The sequence below is a fragment of the Streptococcus sp. V869 genome, from assembly GCF_054353515.1.
On the sequence record NZ_JBTHHW010000002.1, the window covers coordinates 46,629 to 72,263 of the forward strand.

The window sequence follows — 25,635 nt, forward strand, 5'->3', positions numbered from 1 at the left end:
AAAAGGTGACTCTATGACTATAAATCAACTGCTTCAAAAGCTGGAGCCTACTAGCCCTATCCTTCAAGCTAACTTTGGAATTGAACGCGAAAGTCTTCGTGTCGATAGACAGGGAAAATTAGCACATACGCCTCACCCTTCCTGCCTAGGAGCTCGAAGTTTCCACCCTTATATTCAAACAGATTTTTGTGAGTTTCAGATGGAACTCATCACACCAGTTGCTAAATCTACCACTGAGGCTCGTCGATTTCTTGGAGCCATTACCGATGTAGCTGGACGTTCCATCAGTAAAGATGAACTTCTCTGGCCCTTGTCCATGCCTCCTCGTATCAACGCCCAAGAAATACAAGTTGCCCAACTGGAAAATGAATTTGAACGCCATTATCGTAACTACCTGGCCGAAAAATACGGAACTAAACTACAAGCTATCTCAGGTATCCACTATAATATGGAACTAGGGAAAGATTTGGTTGAAGCCCTATTCCAAGAAAGTGACCAGATTGATATAATTGCTTTCAAAAACGCCCTCTATCTTAAGCTGGCTCAGAACTATTTGCGCTATCGTTGGGTGATTACCTATCTCTTTGGTGCTGCACCTGTTGCTGAGCAAGGCTTCTTCGACCAAGAAGTGCCAGAACTCGTGCGTTCCTTCCGAAACAGCGACCATGGTTATGTCAATAAGGAAGAAATACAAGTATCTTTTGCAAGCCTAGAAGACTATGTCTCTGCCATCGAAAACTATATCGAACAAGGTGATTTGATTGCGGAAAAGGAATTTTACTCGGCTGTTCGTTTCCGTGGACAAAAGGTTAATCGCTCCTTCCTTGACAAGGGAATCACCTACCTAGAATTCCGTAACTTCGACCTCAACCCCTTTGAGCGTATCGGTATTAGCCAAACTACCATGGATACCGTACACCTACTCCTTCTAGCCTTCCTCTGGCTGGATGCCCCTGAAAATGTTGATCAGGCTCTGGCTCAAGGTCACGCACTGAATGAAAAAATTGCCCTCTCTCATCCTTTAGAACCTCTACCTTCTGAAGCTGAAACTCAGAACATTACGACAGCTCTAGACCAACTGGTGCAACATTTTGGGCTTGGTGACTATCATCAAGGTCTGGTCAAACAAGTTAAAGATGCCTTTGCAGATTCCAGTCAGACACTAGCTGCTCAACTTCTTCCTCATATCAAAGACAAGTCCCTTTCTGACTTTGCCCTTGACAAGGCGCTTGCCTATCATGATTACGACTGGACTGCCCACTATGCCCTTAAGGGTTATGAGGAGATGGAACTTTCTACCCAGATGCTGCTCTTTGATGCCATTCAAAAAGGGCTTCATTTTGAAATCCTAGATGAGCAGGATCAATTCCTTAAACTCTGGCATAAAGATCATGTTGAGTACGTCAAAAATGGTAACATGACCTCAAAAGACAACTATGTAGTTCCTCTTGCCATGGCTAATAAAACCGTGACCAAAAAAATCCTGGCTGATGCTGGCTTCCCTGTCCCTGCCGGCGACGAATTTACCAGTCTAGAACAAGGTCTAGCCTACTATCCTCTTATCAAGGGCAAGCAAATTGTGGTTAAACCAAAATCAACCAACTTCGGTCTGGGCATTTCCATTTTCCAAGAGCCTGCCAGCCTTGATAACTATAAGAAAGCTCTCGAGATTGCCTTTGCAGAAGATACAGCTGTTCTTGTTGAAGAATTTATCCCAGGAACCGAATACCGTTTCTTCATTCTGGACGGGCGTTGTGAGGCTGTCCTCCTTCGTGTCGCTGCTAATGTTGTCGGTGATGGCAAACACACCATTCGTGAATTAGTCGCTCAGAAAAATGCCAATCCATTGCGAGGCCGTGACCACCGCTCACCTCTGGAAATCATTAAGCTAGGAGACATCGAACAATTGATGTTGACTCAGCAAGGTTATGCACCTGATGATATTCTCCCAGAAGGAAAAAAGGTCAATCTGCGTCGTAACTCCAACATCTCTACAGGCGGTGACTCTATTGATGTCACCGAGACAATGGATTCCTCTTACCAAGAATTGGCCGCAGCCATGGCGACTAGCATGGGGGCCTGGGCTTGTGGGGTTGACCTCATCATTCCAGATAAAACTCAGCCTGCCAGCAAGGAAAATCCTCATTGCACTTGTATCGAACTCAACTTTAACCCTTCGATGTATATGCACACCTACTGTGCCGAAGGTCCTGGACAAGCTATCACTCCAAAAATCCTAGACAAGCTTTTTCCAGAAGTTGCCACAAGTCAAACCTAAAACCTAATTCTTAGGAACAAACAAATCACCTTTATCTCGATGATATGATACCTCTTAAGTAGACAAGGTAAATACCTAAAATCTACGGCTCTTTGTCAACTGTAGTGGGTTGAAGAAAGGCTAAGCTCGAGAAAGGACAAATTTCGTCCTTTCTTTTTTGATATTCAGAGCGATGAAAATTCGCTTCTTGAAGTTTTCAAAGTTCCGAAAACCAAAGGAATTGCGTTTGATAAGTTTGATGAGATTATTAGTCGCTTCCAATTTTGCGTTGGAATAGGATAACTGAAGGGCATTGATGATTTTTCCTTTGTCCTTTAGAAATGTTTTAAAGACAGTCTGAAAAAGAGAATGAACCTTCTTTATATTGTCTTCAATGAGTCCAAAAAATTTCTCTGGTTCCTTATTCTGAAAGTGAAAAAGCAAGAGCTGATAGAGATTATAGAACTATTTCAAGTCTTCTGAATAGCTCAAAAGCTTGTCTAGGATTTCTTTATTGCCTAAATTTTCAAATTAAGTTAGACTTTTCAAGTAACTCAGAAAAACTTGGTAGGGTGATTGAAATAGTTCTATATGGTAATTCATAGACTATCCTCTGTTCAACTATTCCCCCTTCATCTGTAACAAAAAAATATTTCTCATGATGTCGCCAAATATGTTGTCCATAACCTTTTATTTCCTCAAACTTACTAACTTCTTCCCAGCCTAGTTTACTATATTCCATGTATGTTCTCCGATCTTTTCACTAATATCTTACATTACACCTTCAGGAATATCTCCTGTTGATCATTGTAACTATCTAGTTGACTGTTATACCAACCCCTGGAATTCTGTCAATATCTTCTTTTCCCTATTTTGATTTATTTCTCAGCTATATGGTATATTAGGATACTTTGAATTCACCTTAAACAAAAAAATGCACAAGTTAATTACAACCTGCACATCTTTTTAATTTTATATTTAAAAGAGACTATAAATCAACTTTCCGAAAAACAACTATTTTTTATACAAAAAAGACATCCAAGAGAAAATTCTTGAATGTCTGTAAACGTTGATAGTATCGTATTGATTAACGTTTTGAGAATTGTGATGCTTTACGAGCTTTCTTCAAGCCTGGTTTCTTACGCTCAACTTTACGTGAGTCACGTGTAAGAAGTCCTGCGCGTTTCAATGAATCGCGGAAGTCTGGGTCTACTTGAAGAAGGGCACGAGCGATACCGTGACGGATAGCTCCTGATTGACCAGCGTATCCACCACCTACAACGTTAACGAAAACGTCGTATGAACCTACAGTTGAAGTAACTGCGAATGGTTGGTTGATTACAAGACGAAGGTCAGCGTGTGGGATGTACTCTTCAACATCTTTTTTGTTAACAGTGATTTTACCAGTTCCTGGAACAAGGCGAACGCGTGCAACAGCGTTTTTACGACGTCCAGTACCTGCATATTGTGCTTGTGACATACTTTATTGTTCCTTTCCTTAGATAAGTCCTGAAATATCAAGAACTTCTGGTTGTTGTGCAGCGTGAGTGTGCTCAGCTCCAACGAATACTTTCAATTTCATACCTTGAGCGCGACCAAGAGTATTGTGTGGAAGCATACCTTTAACTGATTTCTCGATCAAACGTACTGCATTTTTAGAACGAAGTTCACCAGCAGAGATTGATTTCAATCCACCTGGGTGGTTTGAGTGAGTGTAGTAGATCTTATCAGATGCTTTTTTACCAGTCAATTTAACTTTTTCAGCATTGATAACGATTACGAAGTCACCTGTATCAGTGTGAGGTGTGAATGTTGGTTTGTTTTTTCCGCGAAGTACGCTAGCAACAACTGCTGAAAGGCGTCCAAGAGGTACATCAGTTGCATCAACAACGTACCATTTGCGTTCTACTTGGCCTGGTTTAGCCATGAATGTAGTTTTGTTCATGATTTCTCCTATATGAATGTCGTTTTTGTTTACAGGGCGGATGTTCCGGTCCGCAAGTTATTTGAAAGGTTCCGGGGCCTTACAAATGGGGTAAACAATACCGCCTACTATTGTATCAAAATTCTCAGATAAAAGTCAAGCGGTTGGGAAAATATTTTTTCATTTTTGCCAGATCCGTAGTCTTCTTTCACCCTTCTCCTCAAGCATTGTCTGAAAAGCCTTAGAGACTAAGTAAATGGCACAAGTCAAGAACAGCGTAACAACTAGATAATTGATCAAACGACCGTGGTCTCCAACCAATGGTGGTTTAGTCAAAAAGCCATAATCTCCACCCGTCATTAGATTAACCACAAAGATCACCGCATTAAGGGAAGATGTGATGATTAGGATTCGTTTGAAGTCCAACAAATTAGCATCGTAGTCCTTCAAAAGATAAATCAAGGAATTTCCAAGAAGGGCTAAATGTCCGAAAATAAAGGATAGGATAGCAATGTGGGGGAAGGGATAGGGATCTGGAACTGGATAAATAAAGGCCGCCAAAGGTCCAAAGGTTCCCAGTACAGCAAAATACTGCTTAACTTTAGAAACACCAGGAGTCAACAGCACTACAAACATAGCCAAGCGACAATGATAAAAGGGTAGACTTTCAGTTAGAGGCATATGATTAACCAAATACCAACCGTAAAGAAGGATTAACTGTGTCGCCTGTAAAATCTGGAAAAAGCGCTGACAAGCTTTCTTCTCCCCATAACGATAAGCAAGAAATACTGTCAATGCTAATAATGTAAATAGACTTCCATACCAAAGAAGATCAAATCGGGGTGGCTCTGTCGGCTGCGTGCTAAATAAAGCATCCCAAACATTCATATAATTTTCCTCATTTTCATATAAGCCACCTCTTACTTATCTCCATAGAGCCTAGCTTACATTTATTTCTTATATTTTTGTGTCCCAAAGAAGCTTATTCTTCGAGACAAATTAACTCTTAAAAATTTTTCCTTAATAGAAGACCATTAGTCTTCTTGCAAACTTTCTACTAATTTAGCCAGGTTCATAGAGTTGGAACCTTTAAGTAGAATTTGGTCATGTGCACCAAGACTTTCCTTGACCTGCTTGACCATGGCTTCAAACTGGTCTTCATCTGCTGTTTTCTTGAAGTAGTAAACATGGCCAATTGGGAACATTTGACTGGCTAATTGAGCCAATTCAGCAATGTCTTCACCATAGAAAATAACAGTATCAAGAACATCTGGTGAAATGCTCAAAATCATCTGATTATGAAGTTGAACAGACTGATCTCCAAGTTCTTTCATATCTGCCAGAACTGCGATTTTCTTACCACCTTCATTTGCTGGAATAGCTGAAAATGTTTCGAGGATGAGCTTCATAGCAGTCGGATTGGCATTGTATACATCTGACAAGATATCCGCTCCGTTGGCAGCCTTTTTCCACTCGGTACGATTGCGGGTCAATTCTAGGTTTTGGAAGGCTTGATGAATTTGCTTCTCAGTCACTCCTTCTTGAAGAGCTACATAAGATGCAATCATGGCATTGGTCGCATTGTACTTACCAGTTACTGGCAAGTCGAGAGCCTGCTCCAAGAAATTAGCCTTGAAAGTCAAGCTATCCTTACGCTCAATCAATTCTGTAATTTCGAGTTCTGCACCTGGACCAAAACGAACTACTTTTTGGTCAGCTGGTAGATAATCCTCAACAATGGGATCAGCTGGTGCCAAGAGCAAGGCACCCTTTCCCATCCCATCAGCGATTTGCAATTTCCCTTTGGCAATCTCTGAACGGTCCTTGAAGAAGGCCAAATGAGCTTCTCCTACCAAGGTCACAATAGCTGTCTTCGGATGAGCTAGTTCAGATAAGAGATGGATGTCTCCTAGGTGATCCTGTCCCATTTCCAAGACTAACTTCTCAGTATCATCTGGCATATGAAGAACCGTGTAGGGAAGGCCAATCTCGTTATTGTAGTTTCCTTGCGTTTTGTAGGTTTTGTAACTTGTAGAAAGCAAATGAGCCAACATATCCTTGGTAGTAGTCTTCCCATTTGAACCTGTAACAGCAAAGACATCGACACCTGTCTTTTGAAGGTAATAAGCCGCAAGTGCTTGAAAGGCTGTCAAGACATCATCTACTAAAATGTAAGGATGACCTTCTACTTCCTTTTCTGACAGGGTTACAACAGCGCCATTTTCAAAAGCTGTCTCTATAAAGTCATGACCATCACGCGCCCCCTTTAGTGGCACAAATAAATCTCCAGGCCCAATCAAACGACTATCAAACTCAGCCTTGACTAGCGGGCTATCCGCATATCCTGTCACATCATTTTTTGCATCGACGGCACGCGCAACTTCGTGAATCGTAAGTTTCATGTTTACTCCTTTAAAAAGGGGCAAGGAGTCCTTCCCCGCCCTTATGTCTGTCTTTACAATAGGTGCGCTTCACGCTTGTCAAAACTTTCCTTAGCAAGATCAACTAAACGTTCAATTAATTCTGGATAAGAAATTCCCATATTGTCCCAAAGTAAGGGATACATAGACCATTGAGTAAATCCTGGCATGGTGTTAAGCTCGTTTAGGAAAACTTCTCCCTTATCTGTATAGAAAAAGTCACAACGTGAGAGACCAAGTCCACCAATAGCACGGAAGGCAGTTTCGGCATTCTTGCGCATTACCGATACCACATCATCGCTAATCTTAGCTGGAATATCCATCGTAATCTTATTATCGATGTATTTTGCTTCATAGTCATAGAAGGCTACATCTTTGACAACTTCACCTGGAAGCGTGCTCTTGACATCGTAGTTTCCTAAGAGACCAACTTCGATTTCACGTGCATTGACTCCTTGCTCTACCAAGACACGGCTATCATACTTGAAGGCAAGTTCTAGAGCTTGATGGAGTTCCTCTTTAGTTTCAGACTTAGAAATACCAACACTAGAACCCATATTGGATGGTTTGGTAAAAACTGGGTAGGTTAATTTTTCTTCGACTTCTGCAATCTTAGAGGCCAAGTCATCCCCTTCAACAATCGCTACGTAAGGAACTTGGGCAATCCCAGCAGACTCCAAAACACGTTTGGTAGTAATCTTATCCATGGCAAGACTTGAAGATAAGATGTTACAACCGACATAAGGCATTTTCAAGACTTCTAAGAAACCTTGAACGGAACCATCTTCTCCCATAGGTCCATGAAGAACTGGAAAGACAACGGCTCCTTCTTCGTAGATAGCACTTGGAGCAATTTTCTTGTCCCAATCAATAGTTGCATTGGTCATGAGACGTTCATCTTGTCCAGGAGTTTGGGTAAATTCTTGGGTTTTGATGAAATCACCGGACTGGCTGATAAAGAAGGTTTTGACTGCGAAACGATCATAGTTAACCGCACGCATCACACTCTCAGCCGACAATACAGACACTTCACGTTCTGCACTGCGTCCACCATATAATAAAATTATTGTTTGTTTCATATGATTGTCCTGTTTCTACTAGAATACTTGCTCTTTAGTATATCACATTTGTCTCTTTTTTTAAACTTGAATAGCAAAAAAGAGACTGGATTAAAAATAAATCCAGCCTCTATGTTTCTTAAAATCTTATCTATTAGTTAATTGCCTGTTCTATATCCTCACAGACTAGAGTTCTGTACGATTTTCGATGGCTCTTAGGAGCGTTACTTCGTCCGCATATTCGATATCAGCTCCGACTGCTAGACCTCGTGCTAGACGAGTAACCTTGATTCCTGCGGGTTTGAGAAGTCGTGAGATATACATGGAAGTCGCCTCACCATCAGCAGTCGCATTGGTCGCTACGATGACCTCAGAAACTTCGCTATCCATGAGACGTGTCATGAGACTCTTGAGATTGATGTCATCTGGGCTAATCCCATTCATAGGTGAAATTAAGCCGTGTAAGACATGGTAAAGACCGTGGTATTCTTGAATATTTTCCATGGCAGCGACATCGCGACTATCCTCCAGAACCAGAATCGTAGACTGATCTCGGCTAGGGTCTGTACAGATAGAACAAGGGTCCTCATCTGTTAACCGTCCACAAATCGAGCAATAGGTCAATTCTCGCTTGGCTGCAAGAAGATTTTTTGCAAATTCATTGACGTCGTCATCCGACATCCCAATGGTATAAAAGGCCAGTCGGGTTGCTGTCTTAATCCCGATCCCTGGAAGTTTAGAATAGCTGTCAATTAACTTAGCAATAGGTGTTGGGTAAAGCATGGTTTCCTTTCTAATTCATTGGATGGTGTTGGTTATATAAATTGATAATGTCGCGAGCAATTGCTGGCCCAACATTTTTGGTTAAATTGGTATTATGAGGAAAGACTACTGCAACTGCAATTTGAGGATTTTCTGTTGGAGCATAGGCCACGGCATTGGTATTATTAGCTTCTTGACCACCAGCTACATAGCTTTCAGCTGTACCGGTCTTACCACTGATAGAAACAGTGGCGCCATCTGAAAACGCCCGTCCTGTCGTTAGGGGACTAGTTCCATGCGATACTTGGTAAAATCCTTGGTGCAAGATTGCCATATCTGATTCAGAAATATTGACCTTGTTGATTTCCTTGGTATCTATTGCTTGGATCAATTCCCCAAGGCCACCCTTATCATTGTTGTCGTATATTCCCTCGACAATATGTGGAGCCAGACGAACACCATTGTTAGCAATAGTTGCAACGTACTGGGCTAATTGCATCGGTGTGTAGTTATCAAACTGGCCAAAAGCATTAGTTAAATAATTAGCCAAGTCAAATTTTTGGGGGATAAATCCTGTCGATTCATCTGGCAAGTCAATCTCAGTAGAAACTCCTAGTCCATACTCTCCAAAGGTAGCACGAAGTTTACCCATAGCAGAATCCAGTTGGTTGGTTTTGACTGTCATATTTGGTTGATAGGTCTGACCCATCATTCCTAGCGCAGTTTGAACCATGTAGGCATTAGATGAATATTCTAGAGCCTCAACGGCTGTAACTGGAAAAGAACCGTAATAAGGGGTATACCACGAATTGATAGCTGCGGATCCTTGAAAAACGATTGGTTGGTCTGTCAAGGTCTGGTTCCCTTTTAAAACTCCATTTTCCCAACCAGAACTGATGGTTGCTGCCTTAACGACAGATCCTGGTACAAAAACATTGGTCACTGTCCCTAGTGAGTCTGGTGTCAATTCACCAGTCTCCAGATTATGCTTCATCCCTGACATTGCCAATACAGCACCTGTCTTAGGATTAAGGGCTACTGCATAAACGCCTTCTGAGTATTTAGCACCACCATTTGCAAGTTCAGAATTGAAATAACTCTTCAAGAGGCTATCAACACTATCTTGGAAGGTCAAATCAATGGTTAATTTGATGTTTTTACCCTTGCTACCTTCTTCGATATTCTCTACGCTCTCCATGTCTCCGTGCTTGTCCAAATGGATTTCCTTGATCGTCCGTTTCCCTTGCAAGACTTCTTCGTATTGTTTTTCAAGGTAAGAAGTCCCGACACGGTCATTGAGCGAGTAACCTTTTTTCAAATACGCATCCACTTCTTCTGCTGGAAGTCCGGATTTTTCACTAGAAACAGTTCCAACAATAGATGAAAGTGAGGTTTCTAAAACCTTTCGATCCCATGAAGTAGAGATAGAAATACCTGGCAATTTCTTAGAAGCAGATGCAATCAGAGCTACCTGCGTATCCGTCAAAGGATCGGTTTGGATATTCCCTGTCGCAAAATTTTCTACTGAATTGAGTTGGCTAAAGAGGTAGATTGCCTTCTTTTCATCATCAGAATAATTCAGCTGATTCGCTGCAATACTCTCAGCAGCATTATTATAGAGTTCAGACTCAGAAAGTTGATTGCCATCTGAATCATACCGTTTATCTTTTGGAAGAGCTTCGACTGTCTTCTTATAAACTTCAGTATCAGCCAAATAGTAATCAGCCATTTGACGGTCAGTCAACTCTGGAGAAGTAACTGTTACGTAGTCCAACAATTTTTTAGAAATGTCTTTTAGATCAGCTGCAGTCATCTTGTTGCTTCGTGTGAAGGAAACAACTTGCTTAACGGTATTTTGAACCAAAGGCTTTCCTGCCGCGTCATAGATTTCTCCACGAGCAGAACCCATAGTTACACGAGTTTGACTAGCAGAAGCTAGTTTGTTTTCGTAAAAATCCTTATGAAGAACTTGCATATAAAGCAAACGACCAATAATTGCTAAAAAGAGCAAAATGACGATTGCAAACAACAAATTAAGCCGTATCGGTATCGAGTGGCTATTGAATTTTCTCATACAAATCAATCTCATTTCTAATCAAAATCTTACTTTTCATTGTACCATAATTTAGGGAGAAAATTATGGAAAAAGAAAAGACTTTTCCTTTTTGGCCCAAAAATTATTTTCTATGATATAATGGTGGTAAGCGCTATTTTTATTTGTTAGATTCATCAAAGGAATTCTAGCAAATATCTATAAAAGGAGTCCCATGAATAAGCAAGATATCTCTACGATCATTGATCTTCACTTTGAAGAAATGACCGATTTAGAGCAAGAAATTGCCCACTATTTTCTGCAGGCAGATACGATAAATGATGACCTATCCTCACAACAAGTTACTCAAAAACTTCATATTTCCCAGGCAGCACTCACTCGTTTTGCTAAGAAATGTGGTTTTAAGGGTTATCGTGAGTTCATCTTTAAATATCAACAACAAAAAGACACTCTTTCCACTCCTCAACAGGATATGAATCCCTTGACTCAGAGAGTTCTCAGAAGCTATGCAAACCTACGAGATGTTTCTCAAGGATTGATTGACGATGAACAGTTGGAACGTGTCGCTCAGATGATTGAACAATCAGAACGCGTGTATTTTTTTGGAACTGGAAGCTCTGGTTTAGTTGCACGCGAGATGAAGTTACGTTTCATGAGATTGGGTGTGGTCTGTGAAGCCTTAACAGATTCAGACGGTTTTGCCTGGACGACAAGTATCATTGATGAAAAATGTTTGGTCTTTGGTTTTTCCCTCTCAGGAACAACACCATCTATCATCGATAGTTTATTAGATGCTCAAGATATGGGAGCCAAGACCGTTCTCTTTACAAGTTCTCCCAACAAGGATACCCAAGCATTTACAGAGACTATATTGGTAGCGAGCCAGAACCAGGCTTCTTATATCCAACGAATCTCTGCTCAATTGCCAATGCTCATTTTAGTGGATTTACTCTATGCTTATTTCTTAGAAATTGATCGCGAAAGCAAAGAAAAAATCTTTAATAGCTATTGGGAAAACAAAAAATTGAATGGTTATCGTAGAAATCGCAGAAAGTAAAAATCCTAAATTGTTAAAACAATTTAGGATTTTTTATCACTCAAAATTACTTACATAAGAGTTCAATGGATATTTATCTATAGTCGATAATTTTTCCTAAAGTAATTCTGCTTTCATCACTCGAATCGTTGCTTCTGAAGCGAATCCAAGAAGAGCATTATCAGAAACGCTAGTCATTTTCACCTTGAAATCAAAGATGGAATCAGCTTGCTCTGTAAAGTCAATCGTTGGAATCGTGATTGTTTTCTCTGTTTCACCATCCTGGAAGGTTAGGTCAGCTGTTGTATCCTTGTAAACCTTACCGTGAACCCCAGTTCCTGGCTCTGTTACAACATGGACTGTTGCTACACCCTTACTTCCACCAACACGTTTGATGGTTACAGTAACCGGTTGACCTTTTTGAACTTCATAGGTTGTTTCTTTCATCTCAAACATACCCTTGCCGGCATTGTTGAGGGTGTAAATACCTTCAGTTGCAATGGCTTCGCCAGTTTTATTGACAAGTTTGATGGTATGTTCACCTGGAGCCAAATCATCTGTTTCATAAACCATCTGGCTACGTTTACGAGCTACATTATTGGTTTGCACGTCTGCAACCTTCTGACCATCTACGTAAACTGACATTTCACCGTGGTTTGGATCCACTGTAGATACGACATAAACCTTAGTTCCGTTGAAACGGTAGGTTACTCTTGCATCTTTTTGGTTTGTCCACATAGATGTTCCGCGGATACCTTCAGATTCGTCATACCAAGTTGTATTTTCTTTATCGGCTGTTGTGTTTGAATGGTAATCCAATCCAAGTGGATATCCATCTGTTTTCTCGATACTGCTTGGTGTCTTATAGACAGAGAAGTTTGTCAAGATAGGAGTTGCTTGCGCACCAGTAATGGTTACGCGAATCTTTTGTGCTTCTACTGGCTGACCTTGGATCAGACGACGATAACCAACAGTTGAGCCCTCACCGTATGGTAACCAACGACCATTGAGTTCAACTTCAACCTTGAATCCTGAGATACGTTGACCTTTAGCAATATCTTCTTTGAGTTCAACTACGTCAAAGCGTCTCTTTTGACCAAGATCGACAGTAAATTCACCCGTTTTAGCATCATTTGCTGGCGCCCAGCTGGTATCATCCTTACCATCTGTTAGGTGGCTTGCTTGATACAAGTGATTCTTACGAGTAGAGCTTGCAGTAACTGTTGCACCATTAGCGAAGTCAGTCGCATACATTTGATCCAATGTTGCTCGGAATTCTTGCAAGCGAGCGACGTCTGCTTCTGCGAATTTACCTTCTTTATTAGGTGGAATATTGAGGAGAAGTGGCGTTCCACGACCAACAGACTTGAAGTAGATATCCATCAAATATTTGATTGATTTTGGTTCTTGATTGTCATGGTAGAACCAACCTGAGCGGATAGAAACGTCTGCTTCACCAACTGAGTACATATCTCCTTCTGGATCTCCATGGTTGAGATATTCATTCTTCACATCATCAGTGATTTTAGCTTTCTTGACCTTATGCCAAACTGGATCTCCGGCGATACCACGTTCATTACCGATCCATCGAACACTTGTTGGTTGAGCAGAGAAGATAACGATATCTCCTTCAGCTTCCTTGATGTACTTGAACCACTCATCAAAGGTATAAGTTACTTTTTGAGCTCCGCTACCACGCGCACCATCCATCCATACTTCAATGAACTTTCCGTTATTTCCGTATTTAGGATTACCAAGGATTTCCTTGAGTTGGTTGAGGTAGTATTCGTTGTACTCTTTTTCAGTATTCACGTGATAGTTTGGATTGTTTGCATCCCAAGGTGATAGATACACACCCATATTCATGTCATACTTAGTTGCTGATTTTGAGATTTCTTCGAGAAGGTCACCTTTACCATTTTTCCATGGACTAGCAGCTACAGTATGTTTTGTATATTGAGAAGGATAGATGACAAATCCGTCATGGTGTTTGACAACCATGATAGTTCGTTTGAATCCGGCATCCTTCAATGTTTTAATCCACTGATCTGTATCAAGATTTGTTGGATTAAAGTACTCAGGATTTTCTCTACCATTTCCCCACTCAGAGTTGGTATATGTATTCATACCATAGTGGATGAAGGCAGCCAATTCTTCTTTATGGTAGTCCAATTGGGCCTTACTTGGCAGTGGACCGTAAGTTGCGATCTCTGTTTCTTGATCCTCAGGGGAGCTTACTTTATTTTTATATTTTTCTTGTTGATTATAGGTCAATGATTGCTTTCCTTTAGTTCATATCTGTTAGTGTTACTAGCATATATTTGAATTAACTTAAATATACTATATCGAAGTCAAAAATGCAAGATTCCTTGACATTAGTAAGCAAGTTACTCTTTGCTTTTATGTAAAAAACCTAAATTGGCAAAGCCAATTTAGGAATGTTTTGTTCTAAAATGATAATAAGCACCGAGCATACCGGCAGTATTCTGATGGTGGGCAAATTCAAGTTGTGTCTTGTCTGCCAAGCTTGGAACGAGGGCATCTTTCAAAGCCTTACGGATTTTAGGTTTCAAAATTGCTTCTTGCCCCATGATGCCACCGCCAAGGATGACAACTTCTGGATTAACCACATAACAAATATTCGCTAAACCTTTGCCCAGATAATCTACCATACGGTCAATCCCCTCCATACAGAGTTTATTGCCTTCGGTAGCTTCTTTGAAAATTCTACGACCGTTCCACTGTTCCACTTCATCTCCATGTGCGTCTGCTACATACTTAACAAGAGCTGTCGTAGATGCTAAATCCTGGAAAGCTCCATCCTGCATGTGCAGATAACCAACTTCACAGGCAGAATTACTAAAGCCATGAAAAACTTGGCCATCAATGATTAAGCAACCACCGATACCTGTTCCAATTGTCAAACAAAGGGTAATACTTGCACCCTTTCCTGAACCAGAGACAGCTTCAGCAAGGCCTGCACAGTTAACATCATTTTCAATTTCACAAGGAATATTAAAGCTAGCTTCAATTTCCTTTTTAAATTGGGTTCCAGCATAATTTGGAATCTGTGGACCAGCGTAGAAAATCTCACCCTTATCAGGATCAACCATTCCCGCTGAGGAAATGGCTACACCTGACACTGGTCCTTTTTCTAGATAGCTAGCTACGATATCTTTTGTTTTCTGTAAGATATGTGGACCGCCCTTATGAGCCTCAGTTGCTACTTCGTGAGACTCTACCAGTTGTCCATCTTGGTCAATCAAACCATATTTGATATTAGTTCCACCAATATCAATTGCAACGTAATTAGTCATAAAGCCTCCTATTGATTAGAGGAAACGCTCCTTAGTTTCACGAATCAATTGAGCAGCTGCTTCAACAACTGGACGATCTTCTTCGGTCACTGGTGTAAGTGGAGAACGAACTGATCCGATATTAAGCCCTTCATTGATTTTCAAGACTTCTTTGATAACACCGTACATGTTTCCATGTGCAGCAGTCAATTTTCCAATGATAGCGTTGATTGCATATTGCAATTCACGCGCTGTTTCTAGGTCTTTTTCCGCAATCAATTGGTTGAGTTTCAAGAAGAGTTCTGGCATAGCACCATAAGTACCACCGATACCAGCTTTAGCACCCATGAGACGTCCACCAAGGAATTGTTCGTCTGGACCATTAAAGACGATATGATCTTCGCCACCAAGACTAACAAAAGTTTGGATATCTTGAACTGGCATTGATGAGTTTTTAACACCGATCACACGTGGGTTCTTCAACATTTCTGTATAAAGGCTTGGAGTCAAAGCAACTCCTGCCAATTGAGGAATGTTATAGATAACATAGTCTGTATTTGGTGCTGCTGCACTGATGTCGTTCCAGTATTTTGCTACTGAGTACTCAGGCAAACGGAAGTAAATTGGTGGGATTGTTGCGATAGCATCTACTCCCAAACTTTCAGCATGGCGAGCAAGCTCGATACTGTCTTTGGTATTGTTGCAAGCCACGTGAGCAATGATGGTCAATTTACCTTTAGCAACAGCCATGACTTCTTCCAAGATCAACTTGCGGTCTGCTACACTTTGGTAGATACATTCACCTGAAGAACCGTTGACATAAAGTCCTTGAACACCTTTATCAATAAAGTATTGCACCAAAGCACGAGTTCGTTCTGGGCTTACTTCTCCCTCATCATCATAACATGCGTAGAAGGCAGGAATAACACCTTCATATTTTTTTAAATCTGACATAGATTTCTCCTAAGATTTCTTATTTTCTGCTCTGAGCAGATGATTTTTTACTATTTTAGTATACACCTTGTAAAAAGCGCTTTCAATACATCCAAGCCACTTAGATTTTAATTTCTATTCATCTCCCGTAGCTTTTCTTGTTTGAAAGTAGTTTCATATCATTTTCAATCTGCTTGATATTTAGCAAACAATTTTTCCATTAATCCAGCCTGGCAAAAGGCAAGAAGACCAAAGCCAAAGAGTAGAAATGCTGATCCACCGAGCACTAGAGTAAAGCCTGATAGATATAGAAGCATAATGATTAATAAAATAATCGCAAGCATCAAGAAGAACCACACGAAATTAAAGCTAACTAAGAGCAAGCCCTTTTGGAGTGCTTCTTTCCAAGTCAAGTCATAACGCGCTGCAATAGGATAGCTAGCCAACATAACTAGGGTTAAAAATATCAAAATCCCCAAGCAAATGGCCTTAATGAGCTGGAAGCCTAGGCCTGTTTGCCCCCAGAATAGAGACAAGTCAACTACACTAATTAGAAAAATTCCTAGTTCCAACAAACCTAACTGGAGACCTAATTTCAAATTTTGCTTAAAGGCTCTCATATAAGTTTTAAAAACAGGAACACGACGACTACTCTTAACTTCGAAGATTGTCTGATAGAGACTGATTTTTGCAACACCGATCGTCACAATAGGCAAACAAGACACAACAAAGAGCAGATTAACCGTCACGATATCTAAAACCTTCTCACAAAATCGCATAAGAAAGTTATCCGTATCGAATGCCGCTTTTATCAATCCTGATCCTTTATGTGCCATTGTTTGCTCCTCCTAACTGACTAATCGATTAAAATTTTAAATAAGTATTTGCGAACTGTATCTTCCATACCTGCATAACCGTTAGGCTGATGAGGTTCTCCTGGGAAGAAAACTGCAAAATTGTGATATCCCAACAAAAGTGGGTATTGTTCGTGACAATGAACAAAGCCAATATCACTGGCTTCATCAAAGGCTACAGCCTCGTCTTTGACATGAGAACCGTAGCTAGAATACTCATGTCCTTCAACTAACAAATGCAAATCTGCATAGTTTTTATGATGCTCAAAGCGATCATTTTCTTCTTTATTGAGAACATTTTCTTGTACAACTAGGAAAACTTTATCCCCATCAATCTCGTATTTCCCTAATTCAAAGTTATCTTTACGATGCTCATAGAGATAATCAATAGCCTTGTCCAGATTTGGGTGAATTCCCTTGTAAAAGCTAATGTTTTTTAAATCATCAAAAATCATAGTAATTTCCTTTACTTCTGATGCTTATTTCCAATTTGATTTATCTTTTTTACCCTTTCCCTTAAATAATGCGGACGGAAGGTAAAATTATCCAGTGGATGATTTTAGAAAACCATGAAATGAAAGTCCTAATTTTTGAGCTCCTCGCTCATTCATTTCTAGGCTCAGGCTAAAATAGTTCCCCGAACTATTTTACTCTCAAAAATTCCGTCCAAGATAAGTACAACATACTTATCTTGGATACCACTAAAATGGGAAATAACTACTCTAAATAGTATCTAAAAAGTCAAAAATCAAGTTTATAAGTGTCTAACAAAACTTCGTGAAGCAAGCAACTCATCTCCATTTTGTAGACACTTATATATCCTGTATTCTCTTAGTCTATCAACTATACTTCTGTATACTGATAAACAGATTGTACGATATTCAATATTCGCAAAGTACTATCCTTTGACAGCTCCCATAGTAATCCCTTGAGTGAAGGATTTTTGGAAGACAAGGAAGACTGTTACGATTGGCACAGCTGCAAGGGCAGCCCCTGCCATGATCAAACCGTAGTTAGTTGCCATCTCAGCCTGCATAGTCGCAACTCCGAGTGAGATGGTCAAGTTTTGACGTGAAGTCAACATTACCAATTGCATGAAGTAGTCATTCCAAGTATTGATGAAGGTAAAGATTGCAAGAGCTGCAAATCCTGGCTTTACGATAGGGAAGGCTACGCTCCAGAAAGTACGAATTTCGCCACATCCATCGATTTTAGCAGATTCGAGCAATTCTGTCGGAATGTTTTCACTGAACTGTTTCATAAGGAAGACCCCGAATGGCCATCCAATCAAAGGCAAGATAACTGCCCAAAGAGTATCATGGATTCCCATGAAGTTGACGATACGTACCAATGGTACAAGGACAACTTGTTTTGGAAGAGCCATAGCAGCGATAAAGATTGCAAAGAGAATGCGTTGTCCATAGAAACGTTTCTTAGCCAATACATAACCTGCTAGTGAAGAGGTTGCACAAACCAAGAACATCGTTACTAAAGAAATGAACACTGAGTTCCACATCCATTGCAAGGCTGGGTTTTGCACCATCAATTGTTGGAAGTTCTCCATTGTTGGAGCTTTAGGGAACCATTGTGGTGGAATCATAATGGTATCTGGTTGTGATTTGAATGCACCTGTCAAGATCCAGTAGAATGGGAAGATAAACAGTACAGTCAACAAGAGCAAAATGATTGTTGAAATAACAGTAAAGGCTGTTAATGGTTTCTTTTGTTGTGTAGGTTGCATAGCTGTCTCCTTTCCTTAGTATTCTACATCGTTTCCGAGGATCTTGAATTGAGCGAAGCTGACAAGGGCAATCATAACTGCCAAGAATACACCAATAGTATTAGCATAGCCATATTCAGTCAATTGGAAGGCTTTTTCGTATAGGTAGTACATAAGTGTACTTGTTGAATAGTTTGGACCACCAGATGTCAACAACTGAATCAATGCGAAACATTGGAATGAGTTGATGGTTGTGATAATTGCGATATAAAGAGTTGTTGGAAGGAGGCTTGGCCATTTAATCTTCCAGAATACTTGAAATTCAGTCGCACCGTCAACACGCGCTGCTTCTACAAGTGAGTTGTCAATATTACCCATTGCAGCGATATAAAGAATGATTGGTTGACCAACTGATGTTGTCAAAAGGATAATCATAATCGCCATCAAAGCCCAGTTTTTATCACCTAACCAAGAAATGTTTTGGCTGATGATATGACTTGACTTAAGCACGAAGTTCAAAATACCTGATAGTGGATCATAAATCCATTTCCATACAACTGTTACGGCAACACTACCTGTTACAACAGGAAGGAAGAATACAAAACGATAGAAGGATCTAGCAACTGCATTTTGTTGGTAAGTTTGTGATGCCACAAATAGTGAGAAGAGTACAACGACTGGTACAGATCCGATAACTAAGATTACGGTATTAATCAAAGATTTTGTAAAGACAGGGTCTTTAAACATGCGGATGTAGTTGTCCAATCCCACAAACTCAAAGCTAGTCATCGAGTAGTTAAAGAAACTAGTGATGAATCCCATGATCATTGGAGCTAAAACGAAGACGGTAAAGAAGATTAATACTGGTGCTAGGAACGCGTATGAAATAATTGTTTCCCTCATGCGAATTTTATTGACTTTCACAGTTGGCACCTCACTTTCAAATAGTTTTGTTTTTTTGACTGTTATCTGACATTGATCTAAAATCAAAATGAAATTCTTTTAAAGATTAACAATGTAAGAACTTCATTTTAATTTTGACCTGTCAGTTCCTTACATTTTTAAACAAAAGTCCCCCTTTTTCGTGCACAGAGGTACACAGGGAAAAGGGGGGATTTTACTTTTTAATTAGAGCTTATTGTTTAGCTGCTTTTTTGATAGTTTCATTAGCTTTTTCAGTGAATGTTTTCAAAGCTGCAGCAGGTTCTTCGTCACCATTAGATACTGATTGAAGCATTGGGAACCATAGAGTTCTCATTTCAGCAAATCCATCGATTGTGTTGTAGTATGGAGAGTAGTATTTAGTCCAACCACTGATTGTTTCCATACGTTTGTCATCGTAAAGTTTACCAAATGAAGTACGAACTGGGAATGCTCCTGTACGAACTACGTCTTTAGGACCCCACTCTTTATCATCAGCGATGAATTGGATGAATTTCTTAGCTGCAGCAACTTTCTTTTCATCCTTGTTGTTGAATACTGCAAATCCGTTTACAAGGTATTCAAGAGCTGGTTTACCAGAATCAGATGGGAATGGAACTTCTACCACTTCAACTTTACTTGCTTCCAATAATTTAGCTTGGATACCATTTTGAGCTGGTGCCCAAAGGATTGTGTATGATGTTTGACCATTTGCAAAGTTTTGGATGTCTGCACCACCGTCAAATTGTGAACCGTTGTTCAACAAACCGTCTTTGATCCAGCTAGATGCTTTTTCAAGACCTTTAACGAATTTAGGATCGTCTGTTGTGTATTTAGTTACTTCTTTATCAGTTACAGATCCGCCATAAAGGTTAGCGATGAAGGCACGTGTTCCTTGGTCTCCCCCTTGACCTGAACTGAACAATGAACCTGGTGTGTAGCCTTTATCTTTAAGCGCTTTCAAAACTTTTTCGAAGTCATCTGTTGTCCAACCTTCTTTTACAAGGTTTGCAACTCCTGCGTCTTCCAACATTTTCTTGTTCATAGCCATGTAGAATGGTGCAGAACTGATTGGGTACATGTAAGCTTTGTCGCCTGCTTTACTTGCTTGGATGATGTTTTCGTTGTTAACATCTTTCACAAATTCGTCTGTAAAGAGGTCGTTCAAGTCAGCCAATTTACCATTTTTACCGTATTGGATGATACGCCCTGGTGCGTCAAAGAGTACGTCTGGAGCAGTTCCTGCTTCGATTGCTGTAGTGATCTTTTCAGGACCAGATTTGAAGTCGATTGTTTCAAGTTTAACTTTGATATCTGGATTTGCTTTTTCGAAAGCTTCGATGATAGATTTTTCATAAGTTCCTACACCGTCACCAGTTTTTTCTTGAGTAAAGACTGGGAATGCCCACCAAGTGATTTCTGTTTTTCCTGAATCACTTGCAGCATCTTTTTTAGCGTCTGATTTGCCGCAAGCAGCAAGAGATAGAACAGCAGCACCCGCAAGTACTGTAAAAGCTAGTTTTCTAAATTTCATTAGTATTCTCCTAAATGATGATATGCGTATCCGAAACGGATAATGAGTATTGACAACTTTGTATACGTTTACATTTTGTTTTACTAATCAACCACTCTCCTCGTATTTTAATTATCTTATTTGAGACCTGCAACAAATCGTTCCGTGATCTCTTTTGGTCTAGTAATAGCGCCACCAACTACGATGCCTCGCACTCCGTAACCTAGGATTTGCTTAGCCTGTTCTGGTGTATGAATCTTACCTTCTGCGATAACGTCTACTCCTGCATCGCAAAGTTTCTTAATCAATTCAAAGTCTGGGCCATCCACTTTTGGACTGTAAGATGTGTAACCTGACAAGGTTGTTCCGACAAAGTCAATTCCAGCTTCAACTGCTGTAAGACCTTCTTCAAAAGTACTTGTATCAGCCATCAACAATTGATTTGGATATTTTTCTTTGATTTGGCGGATAAATTCTTGAATGTCTAAACCATCATGGCGTTCTCTCTTGGTACAATCAAGAGCGATAACCTCAATGTCTAGAGCCGCTAATTCATCAACCTCTTTCATAGTGGCTGTGATGAATGGTTCCTGTGGCGGATAATCACGTTTGATGATTCCGATAATCGGAAGTTTTGTGACCTCTTTTATTTCCTTAATATCACGAACACTATTTGCTCGGATACCGACTGCTCCACCTTGCTCAGCTGCTTTGGCTAGCAAGGGCATTACACCTCCCGCTTCTGTATAAAGCGGTTCGTGAGGAAGTGCCTGACAAGAAACGATGATTCCATCTTTAATCTGCTCAATCAAAGCTTCTTTACTGATTTGTGGCATCCACTTTCCTCCTTTTCTTTTTTCTTATGAGCCTATTATATATCATTTTTAAAGCGCTTTCAAGAACTTGTACTAGAATAGATTGAAGTTTCAAAACAATTTTATGAAACAGATTCTGCTGAAAGTAGTTTCAGAGGGGAGGTTCCCACTTGAATTATCTTCGTTCTAGTTATTCCAGCACTTTCTATGCTTTCTATAAACGAAAGAGCCTGTAACAAATCACTGTCACAGACTCTTTCAATCTACTATCTTTTATTAGATACCTTTAAGATTTAATTGTGCATTAACCTTCTTTTTTCTTAGCCATACCAAATAATCCTAAGAACATTCCAACAAGTCCGAGAGATACTAGAGAAGTTGAAACTTCACTTCCTGTCTCTGGTAGAGCAGGTTGTTGTGGTTGAGCTGCAGGAGCTTGGTAAGTCTTATCTTGTTGCGCTGCTAGAGTTACAAGTGGTTGTTCCTCGCTCTTATATTCTGGAACTTCATTGACTGCTGCTTCGACTGTATTAACTCCTCCTACGTATTCTGGAAGTTCATGTTTGAGAGCCTCAACTGCATTCACACCACCCACGAATTCTGGAACTTCATTGACTGCCGCTTCGACTGCATTGACATCACCTGTGAATTCTGGAAGTTCTCGCTCAAGTGTTTGGACTGCATTAGATCCACCTGTAAATTCTGGAAGTTCATTCTTAAGCGCTTCAACTGCATTCACGCCACCCACGAATTCTGGAACTTCATTGACTGCTGCTTCGACCGCATTAATTCCTCCTACGTATTCTGGAAGTTCATGCTTGAGAGCTAGAACAGAGTTGACTCCGCCTACGAACTCAGGCAATTCATTCTTAAGAGCCTCAACTGCATTCACACCACCTACGAATTCTGGGACTTCATTGACTGCAGCTTCGACCGCATTGACGCCACCCGTGAATTCCGGAATTTCTACTGTTGGTGCGGCTTCATCGCCTACTGTTCCAATAGCTTCAGTGTACTCAGGAAGCTCTGTCACAGCCGCTTCGTCGCCATTGACACCACCTGTAAATTCTGGGATTTCTTCTGTTGGTGCGGCTTCATCACCTGCAGTTCCAATAGCTTCAGTGTACTCAGGAAGTTCTGTTACAGCTGCTTCGTCACCATTGACGCCACCTGTAAATTCTGGGACTTCATGGATTGCCGGTTCGTCGCCATTAAAACCATTTGTAAGTTTAGTACCTACCACAGATATTGGCAAGTTATGCATACTTTCAATTGCACCCGCTTCAATAGCTGTAACTTTTTGACCGATATCTTCAGGAGCTATTGTAAATAGGAGAGTCTTCGTATCATACTGAGTCATGAAGGTCGCAGTCTTACCATTAGCTAATTTGAGAGTTGGAGCTTGATTTACCAAGACTTCTGAATCAAATTCCATAGCAATAATGCCTGGCCATTTTTCCATAGCCGTTGTAACTTTCACTTCTTTAGAAGCAAGTCTCTCTTTAGTTAGATAATCCCAGTTGAATTTCTTGAAGGATAGAGTATAAGGATTGCCACCCGCTTCATGATGTTCATACAAGAGACCAAATTCTTTTGGTCCAATTTGTTGAAGTGAGTTATAAGCATACTCACCTTCTTGAATCAAATGATGATGCAACCAAGTCAACTCGCCATCTTCTTCTACGCGAGCCACACGAATGTAGCCATTCTTACGACCTGGTCCATTAGCATTTGCTAGAAGGATATACTCTTTACCATCTTGAACCGTATGAGTCGCCGCCATTTGAACATAAACATCAGGTACATCATAGCGTGCTACATAGTTGTCCCATGTAATACCACCATCATTACTTGTCGCAACTTGCAAATCACCAGTCAAACCACGCATAAAGAGTTTCAACTGACCATTGTTCAATTGAACAACAGAAGATTCTGTATTTTGAGCGTAGTAATTGTTCATGTTGCTTGAATCAACTACTGTTCCATCATGAAGTGTACGGTTGTCATTGACACCGCCACCCATATGCCAAGTCTTACCATGGTCATCTGAATAGATGATACGAGATGATTGAGATCCGTTGAGGTGGTTGGTTCTGTTTGTCGTATAAACAGGGACAACAATACGACCTTTATGAGGTCCATTCTGGAGGGTAATTCCCACTCCAGGTCCCACACCTAAGAATTTCATCCAATCAGCTTTGACCATTGGAGTAATATCTTGTGGTGCAGACCAAGTCTTCCCATCATCATCACTATAAGACATCCATAGGTAGCTGTCTTTAGCAATTCTAAATGGAGAAGTTTTATTGCTTGTAAAGTAGATATTTCCTAGTAGTTGCTCACCTTGATAAAGGTCCCCTTTATCGCTATATGCAGGCTTGACAGGATTTACAACAACACGGTAATCCGTTGCCTGACCATCTGGTGTGTAGACAACACCATTTTCACGAATAGTATAGGCTCCATTTTCTCCTTCACGGTATAGAATTTGATAAGTTTTTCCATCAATTTCCTTATAGGCAACTTCTCTTTCAGAAGACATTCCGAAGATTCCTTTACCTTCTGGGAACATATCGTAAACTGAGAAGATTCGTTTAGTTTCCGTATCTTGGACTAGAACCATATCGATGTTTACTGGTGAACCAATGTTTGGATCCTTGGCTTTTGGATTGTCACGTAGATTCGTAAGAGTGATGCGATCCCCCCATGTTTGGCCCTTGTCTTCACTTCGTTTAACGACCATACCGATATCACCCCAGTCATAGTGGTGTAAGCGGCGTTCGTCAGCACCAGCAATCAAAGTTCCCTTGTCAGTCTTCAGGAGGGCTGGAATACGATAGCTATTAATACCATCTGGATTTGACTGCCCATTTTTGCCAGCTGTAAAGACATCTGTTTTTTTAGAAATTTCAGCCCCTTCTGGAAGTTCTTGCCTCAAGTCTCCTCTTTCAAATAATTGACTTCGTGTTCGAACTTCATCTTGTGTTAAGGCCCGGTCGTAGACTGTTAGATTACGGACTTGTAGGTTAGAGCCCCAAACTGTCTTGCTTCCTCGTTTAGTTGCTCCGATTTGAACGTGGTTAACATCTGGCATATCTTTGATGAATTTCCCAGATTTTAAACTTGTTCTGGACAAGACACCATTGACATATAGACGAACTCTTCCAGTAGGGACTTCAGTTGTTGGTTTTTCAACAGTAAAGGTAACTGAATTCCACTGACCTGGGCGAACCTTTAATGGTGCATCGGTGTATTTATCATAGAATTGCGCACCATTTACATCACGACCTTCGATAAGGGCTGTATTATCAAAGACTGACATGGTGAAGTACTCATTTTCCTTGGTATCACTTGATACAGAGAAAAGATTGTAAAAACGTGGTGCCGATGCATCTGGTTTGAACTCCATATGCACTGTTGAATCTTGAAGTTTCTTCAGTTTCTCTAAGTCACTTGTCAAATCATCTCGTTGATTATTAGCTGCATTAATGACAAGGTCATTTTTTTCTACGACAGTATTAACATTTTCCAATTCTCTTGAGTAATAATCACGAGCGATAGCTTCTTGTTTCTCAGTTTCTTCGGTACTAGTGGTTTCTGCTGCAGTTGTCTCTGTTGGAGTTTCTGTAGTCGTCGCAGCTTCCGTAGTAGCTGTCGTTTCTGTTGGTTTTTTAGAACCTGGGTTTGCTTGTGAATCTTCACGGTTGACTTCAGTCCCTTTATCTGTAGCTGTTGCCAACTTATCTGCAAGTTCCTTATCAAGGTTAGCAAGATTTCCTGTTTTTACTTCTTTTGGCAATTCTGGCAAAGCTTGGCCAGCTGTTTCACCATTAGTTGTTGGAGCTTCCTGAGCTAAAACTGGTGATACTCCAAAAACAACTGCTCCAATGACTACGGATGCAGCTCCCACTGTAAATTTTCGAATTCCATAGCGTTCTTTTCGATCAAATTCTCTCTGTTTCATATTTTTCCTTTCGTTTTCACAAAAATAAAGCGCTTTCTTTTTTGCTTAAAATTTTTAACTCTCCTACATCGAAAGTTAAAAGTATCAATCTCATGCTTGCCCATTCCTT

General features: G+C 40.4%; 19 protein-coding genes and 2 pseudogenes. 2 read left to right on the plus strand and 19 right to left on the minus strand.

All coding sequences use genetic code 11. The features are described 5' to 3' along the window. Positions 1 to 13 precede the first annotated feature (13 nt). Positions 14 to 2,278: a bifunctional glutamate--cysteine ligase GshA/glutathione synthetase GshB gene (gene gshAB / locus ACXYSN_RS05680; protein ID WP_458636441.1), complete on the plus strand. Its 2,265-nt coding sequence runs from the start codon at positions 14 to 16 to the stop codon at positions 2,276 to 2,278. 120 nt (positions 2,279 to 2,398) lie between these two features. On the opposite strand, the pseudogene ACXYSN_RS05685 reads toward gshAB, so the two are convergent. The 9 genes and pseudogenes from ACXYSN_RS05685 to pbp2b form a co-directional block, all read right to left on the minus strand. Next, positions 2,399 to 2,782, minus strand: a pseudogene (locus tag ACXYSN_RS05685) (transposase); the annotation flags it as partial. A 1-nt stretch (position 2,783) separates the two neighbouring features. Further along, positions 2,784 to 2,999 carry a hypothetical protein gene (locus tag ACXYSN_RS05690; RefSeq protein ID WP_458636618.1) on the minus strand — a complete coding sequence of 72 codons (216 nt, stop codon included), beginning with the start codon at positions 2,997 to 2,999 and terminating at the stop codon, positions 2,784 to 2,786. A gap of 345 nt (positions 3,000 to 3,344) precedes the next feature. Further along, positions 3,345 to 3,737, minus strand: coding sequence for a 30S ribosomal protein S9 (rpsI, locus tag ACXYSN_RS05695; protein WP_000075973.1), 393 nt, complete (start codon positions 3,735 to 3,737; stop codon positions 3,345 to 3,347). Positions 3,738 to 3,755: 18 nt separating this feature from the next. Further along, positions 3,756 to 4,202: a 50S ribosomal protein L13 gene (gene rplM / locus ACXYSN_RS05700; protein ID WP_001044622.1), complete on the minus strand. Its 447-nt coding sequence runs from the start codon at positions 4,200 to 4,202 to the stop codon at positions 3,756 to 3,758. A gap of 159 nt (positions 4,203 to 4,361) precedes the next feature. Continuing rightward, positions 4,362 to 5,069 carry a YwaF family protein gene (locus ACXYSN_RS05705; RefSeq protein ID WP_458636442.1) on the minus strand — a complete coding sequence of 236 codons (708 nt, stop codon included), beginning with the start codon at positions 5,067 to 5,069 and terminating at the stop codon, positions 4,362 to 4,364. A 146-nt stretch (positions 5,070 to 5,215) separates the two neighbouring features. Beyond that, the gene (locus ACXYSN_RS05710; RefSeq protein ID WP_458636443.1) at positions 5,216 to 6,583 is read right to left on the minus strand and encodes a UDP-N-acetylmuramoyl-tripeptide--D-alanyl-D-alanine ligase; all 1,368 of its coding nucleotides are present in this window, start codon (positions 6,581 to 6,583) and stop codon (positions 5,216 to 5,218) included. A gap of 53 nt (positions 6,584 to 6,636) precedes the next feature. Further along, entirely contained in the window at positions 6,637 to 7,680 is a 1,044-nt protein-coding gene (locus ACXYSN_RS05715) for a D-alanine--D-alanine ligase (protein WP_441348848.1), read from the minus strand. Between the two features lie 165 nt (positions 7,681 to 7,845). Further along, positions 7,846 to 8,442 carry a recombination mediator RecR gene (gene recR, locus ACXYSN_RS05720; protein WP_006152788.1) on the minus strand — a complete coding sequence of 199 codons (597 nt, stop codon included), beginning with the start codon at positions 8,440 to 8,442 and terminating at the stop codon, positions 7,846 to 7,848. 10 nt (positions 8,443 to 8,452) lie between these two features. Then, positions 8,453 to 10,495 carry a penicillin-binding protein PBP2B gene (pbp2b, locus tag ACXYSN_RS05725; protein WP_458636444.1) on the minus strand — a complete coding sequence of 681 codons (2,043 nt, stop codon included), beginning with the start codon at positions 10,493 to 10,495 and terminating at the stop codon, positions 8,453 to 8,455. Positions 10,496 to 10,688: 193 nt separating this feature from the next. On the opposite strand from pbp2b, the gene ACXYSN_RS05730 reads away from it, so the two are divergent. Next, the gene (locus ACXYSN_RS05730; RefSeq protein ID WP_458636445.1) at positions 10,689 to 11,531 is read left to right on the plus strand and encodes a MurR/RpiR family transcriptional regulator; all 843 of its coding nucleotides are present in this window, start codon (positions 10,689 to 10,691) and stop codon (positions 11,529 to 11,531) included. Between the two features lie 96 nt (positions 11,532 to 11,627). Here ACXYSN_RS05730 and ACXYSN_RS05735 read toward each other — a convergent pair. The 10 genes and pseudogenes from ACXYSN_RS05735 to ACXYSN_RS05780 all read right to left on the minus strand — a co-directional run. Then, positions 11,628 to 13,748 (minus strand): annotated as a pseudogene (locus ACXYSN_RS05735) (alpha-L-fucosidase); the annotation flags it as partial. 194 nt (positions 13,749 to 13,942) lie between these two features. Then, positions 13,943 to 14,827, minus strand: coding sequence for an ROK family protein (locus tag ACXYSN_RS05740; protein WP_458636446.1), 885 nt, complete (start codon positions 14,825 to 14,827; stop codon positions 13,943 to 13,945). 15 nt (positions 14,828 to 14,842) lie between these two features. Next, entirely contained in the window at positions 14,843 to 15,760 is a 918-nt protein-coding gene (locus ACXYSN_RS05745; RefSeq protein WP_458636447.1) for a dihydrodipicolinate synthase family protein, read from the minus strand. A gap of 164 nt (positions 15,761 to 15,924) precedes the next feature. Further along, positions 15,925 to 16,575, minus strand: a complete 651-nt coding sequence (locus ACXYSN_RS05750; protein ID WP_006150885.1) for a DUF624 domain-containing protein — start codon at positions 16,573 to 16,575, stop codon at positions 15,925 to 15,927. Positions 16,576 to 16,595: 20 nt separating this feature from the next. Then, complete coding sequence (locus ACXYSN_RS05755) at positions 16,596 to 17,048, minus strand: YhcH/YjgK/YiaL family protein (RefSeq protein WP_458636448.1); 453 nt, start codon at positions 17,046 to 17,048, stop codon at positions 16,596 to 16,598. A 443-nt stretch (positions 17,049 to 17,491) separates the two neighbouring features. Continuing rightward, positions 17,492 to 18,334, minus strand: a complete 843-nt coding sequence (locus ACXYSN_RS05760; protein ID WP_001183246.1) for a carbohydrate ABC transporter permease — start codon at positions 18,332 to 18,334, stop codon at positions 17,492 to 17,494. A gap of 15 nt (positions 18,335 to 18,349) precedes the next feature. Further along, positions 18,350 to 19,216 (minus strand): carbohydrate ABC transporter permease, encoded by an 867-nt coding sequence (locus tag ACXYSN_RS05765; protein ID WP_033587514.1) that lies wholly within the window; start codon positions 19,214 to 19,216, stop codon positions 18,350 to 18,352. 232 nt (positions 19,217 to 19,448) lie between these two features. Then, the gene (locus tag ACXYSN_RS05770) at positions 19,449 to 20,768 is read right to left on the minus strand and encodes an ABC transporter substrate-binding protein (RefSeq protein WP_458636449.1); all 1,320 of its coding nucleotides are present in this window, start codon (positions 20,766 to 20,768) and stop codon (positions 19,449 to 19,451) included. Positions 20,769 to 20,884: 116 nt separating this feature from the next. Next, on the minus strand, positions 20,885 to 21,583 hold the full coding sequence (locus tag ACXYSN_RS05775) for an N-acetylmannosamine-6-phosphate 2-epimerase (protein ID WP_458636450.1): 699 nt from the start codon (positions 21,581 to 21,583) through the stop codon (positions 20,885 to 20,887). 283 nt (positions 21,584 to 21,866) lie between these two features. Further along, complete coding sequence (locus ACXYSN_RS05780; RefSeq protein ID WP_458636451.1) at positions 21,867 to 25,526, minus strand: SIALI-17 repeat-containing surface protein; 3,660 nt, start codon at positions 25,524 to 25,526, stop codon at positions 21,867 to 21,869. Between the last annotated feature and the right edge of the window lie 109 nt (positions 25,527 to 25,635).

Excerpts from the sequence above, each read along its gene's own strand:
- ACXYSN_RS05690 (WP_458636618.1), bottom strand. The coding sequence starts at position 2,999 with ATGGAATATAGTAAACTAGGCTGGGAAGAAGTTAGTAAGTTTGAGGAA.
- rplM (WP_001044622.1), bottom strand. The coding sequence starts at position 4,202 with ATGAACAAAACTACATTCATGGCTAAACCAGGCCAAGTAGAACGCAAA.
- rpsI (WP_000075973.1), bottom strand. The coding sequence starts at position 3,737 with ATGTCACAAGCACAATATGCAGGTACTGGACGTCGTAAAAACGCTGTT.
- ACXYSN_RS05760 (WP_001183246.1), bottom strand. The coding sequence starts at position 18,334 with ATGCAACCTACACAACAAAAGAAACCATTAACAGCCTTTACTGTTATT.
- ACXYSN_RS05745 (WP_458636447.1), bottom strand. The coding sequence starts at position 15,760 with ATGTCAGATTTAAAAAAATATGAAGGTGTTATTCCTGCCTTCTACGCA.
- ACXYSN_RS05755 (WP_458636448.1), bottom strand. The coding sequence starts at position 17,048 with ATGATTTTTGATGATTTAAAAAACATTAGCTTTTACAAGGGAATTCAC.
- ACXYSN_RS05775 (WP_458636450.1), bottom strand. The coding sequence starts at position 21,583 with ATGCCACAAATCAGTAAAGAAGCTTTGATTGAGCAGATTAAAGATGGA.
- ACXYSN_RS05730 (WP_458636445.1), top strand. The coding sequence starts at position 10,689 with ATGAATAAGCAAGATATCTCTACGATCATTGATCTTCACTTTGAAGAA.
- ACXYSN_RS05750 (WP_006150885.1), bottom strand. The coding sequence starts at position 16,575 with ATGGCACATAAAGGATCAGGATTGATAAAAGCGGCATTCGATACGGAT.
- gshAB (WP_458636441.1), top strand. The coding sequence starts at position 14 with ATGACTATAAATCAACTGCTTCAAAAGCTGGAGCCTACTAGCCCTATC.
- recR (WP_006152788.1), bottom strand. The coding sequence starts at position 8,442 with ATGCTTTACCCAACACCTATTGCTAAGTTAATTGACAGCTATTCTAAA.
- ACXYSN_RS05715 (WP_441348848.1), bottom strand. The coding sequence starts at position 7,680 with ATGAAACAAACAATAATTTTATTATATGGTGGACGCAGTGCAGAACGT.
- ACXYSN_RS05780 (WP_458636451.1), bottom strand. The coding sequence starts at position 25,526 with ATGAAACAGAGAGAATTTGATCGAAAAGAACGCTATGGAATTCGAAAA.
- pbp2b (WP_458636444.1), bottom strand. The coding sequence starts at position 10,495 with ATGAGAAAATTCAATAGCCACTCGATACCGATACGGCTTAATTTGTTG.
- ACXYSN_RS05770 (WP_458636449.1), bottom strand. The coding sequence starts at position 20,768 with ATGAAATTTAGAAAACTAGCTTTTACAGTACTTGCGGGTGCTGCTGTT.
- ACXYSN_RS05705 (WP_458636442.1), bottom strand. The coding sequence starts at position 5,069 with ATGAATGTTTGGGATGCTTTATTTAGCACGCAGCCGACAGAGCCACCC.
- ACXYSN_RS05765 (WP_033587514.1), bottom strand. The coding sequence starts at position 19,216 with ATGAGGGAAACAATTATTTCATACGCGTTCCTAGCACCAGTATTAATC.
- ACXYSN_RS05740 (WP_458636446.1), bottom strand. The coding sequence starts at position 14,827 with ATGACTAATTACGTTGCAATTGATATTGGTGGAACTAATATCAAATAT.
- ACXYSN_RS05710 (WP_458636443.1), bottom strand. The coding sequence starts at position 6,583 with ATGAAACTTACGATTCACGAAGTTGCGCGTGCCGTCGATGCAAAAAAT.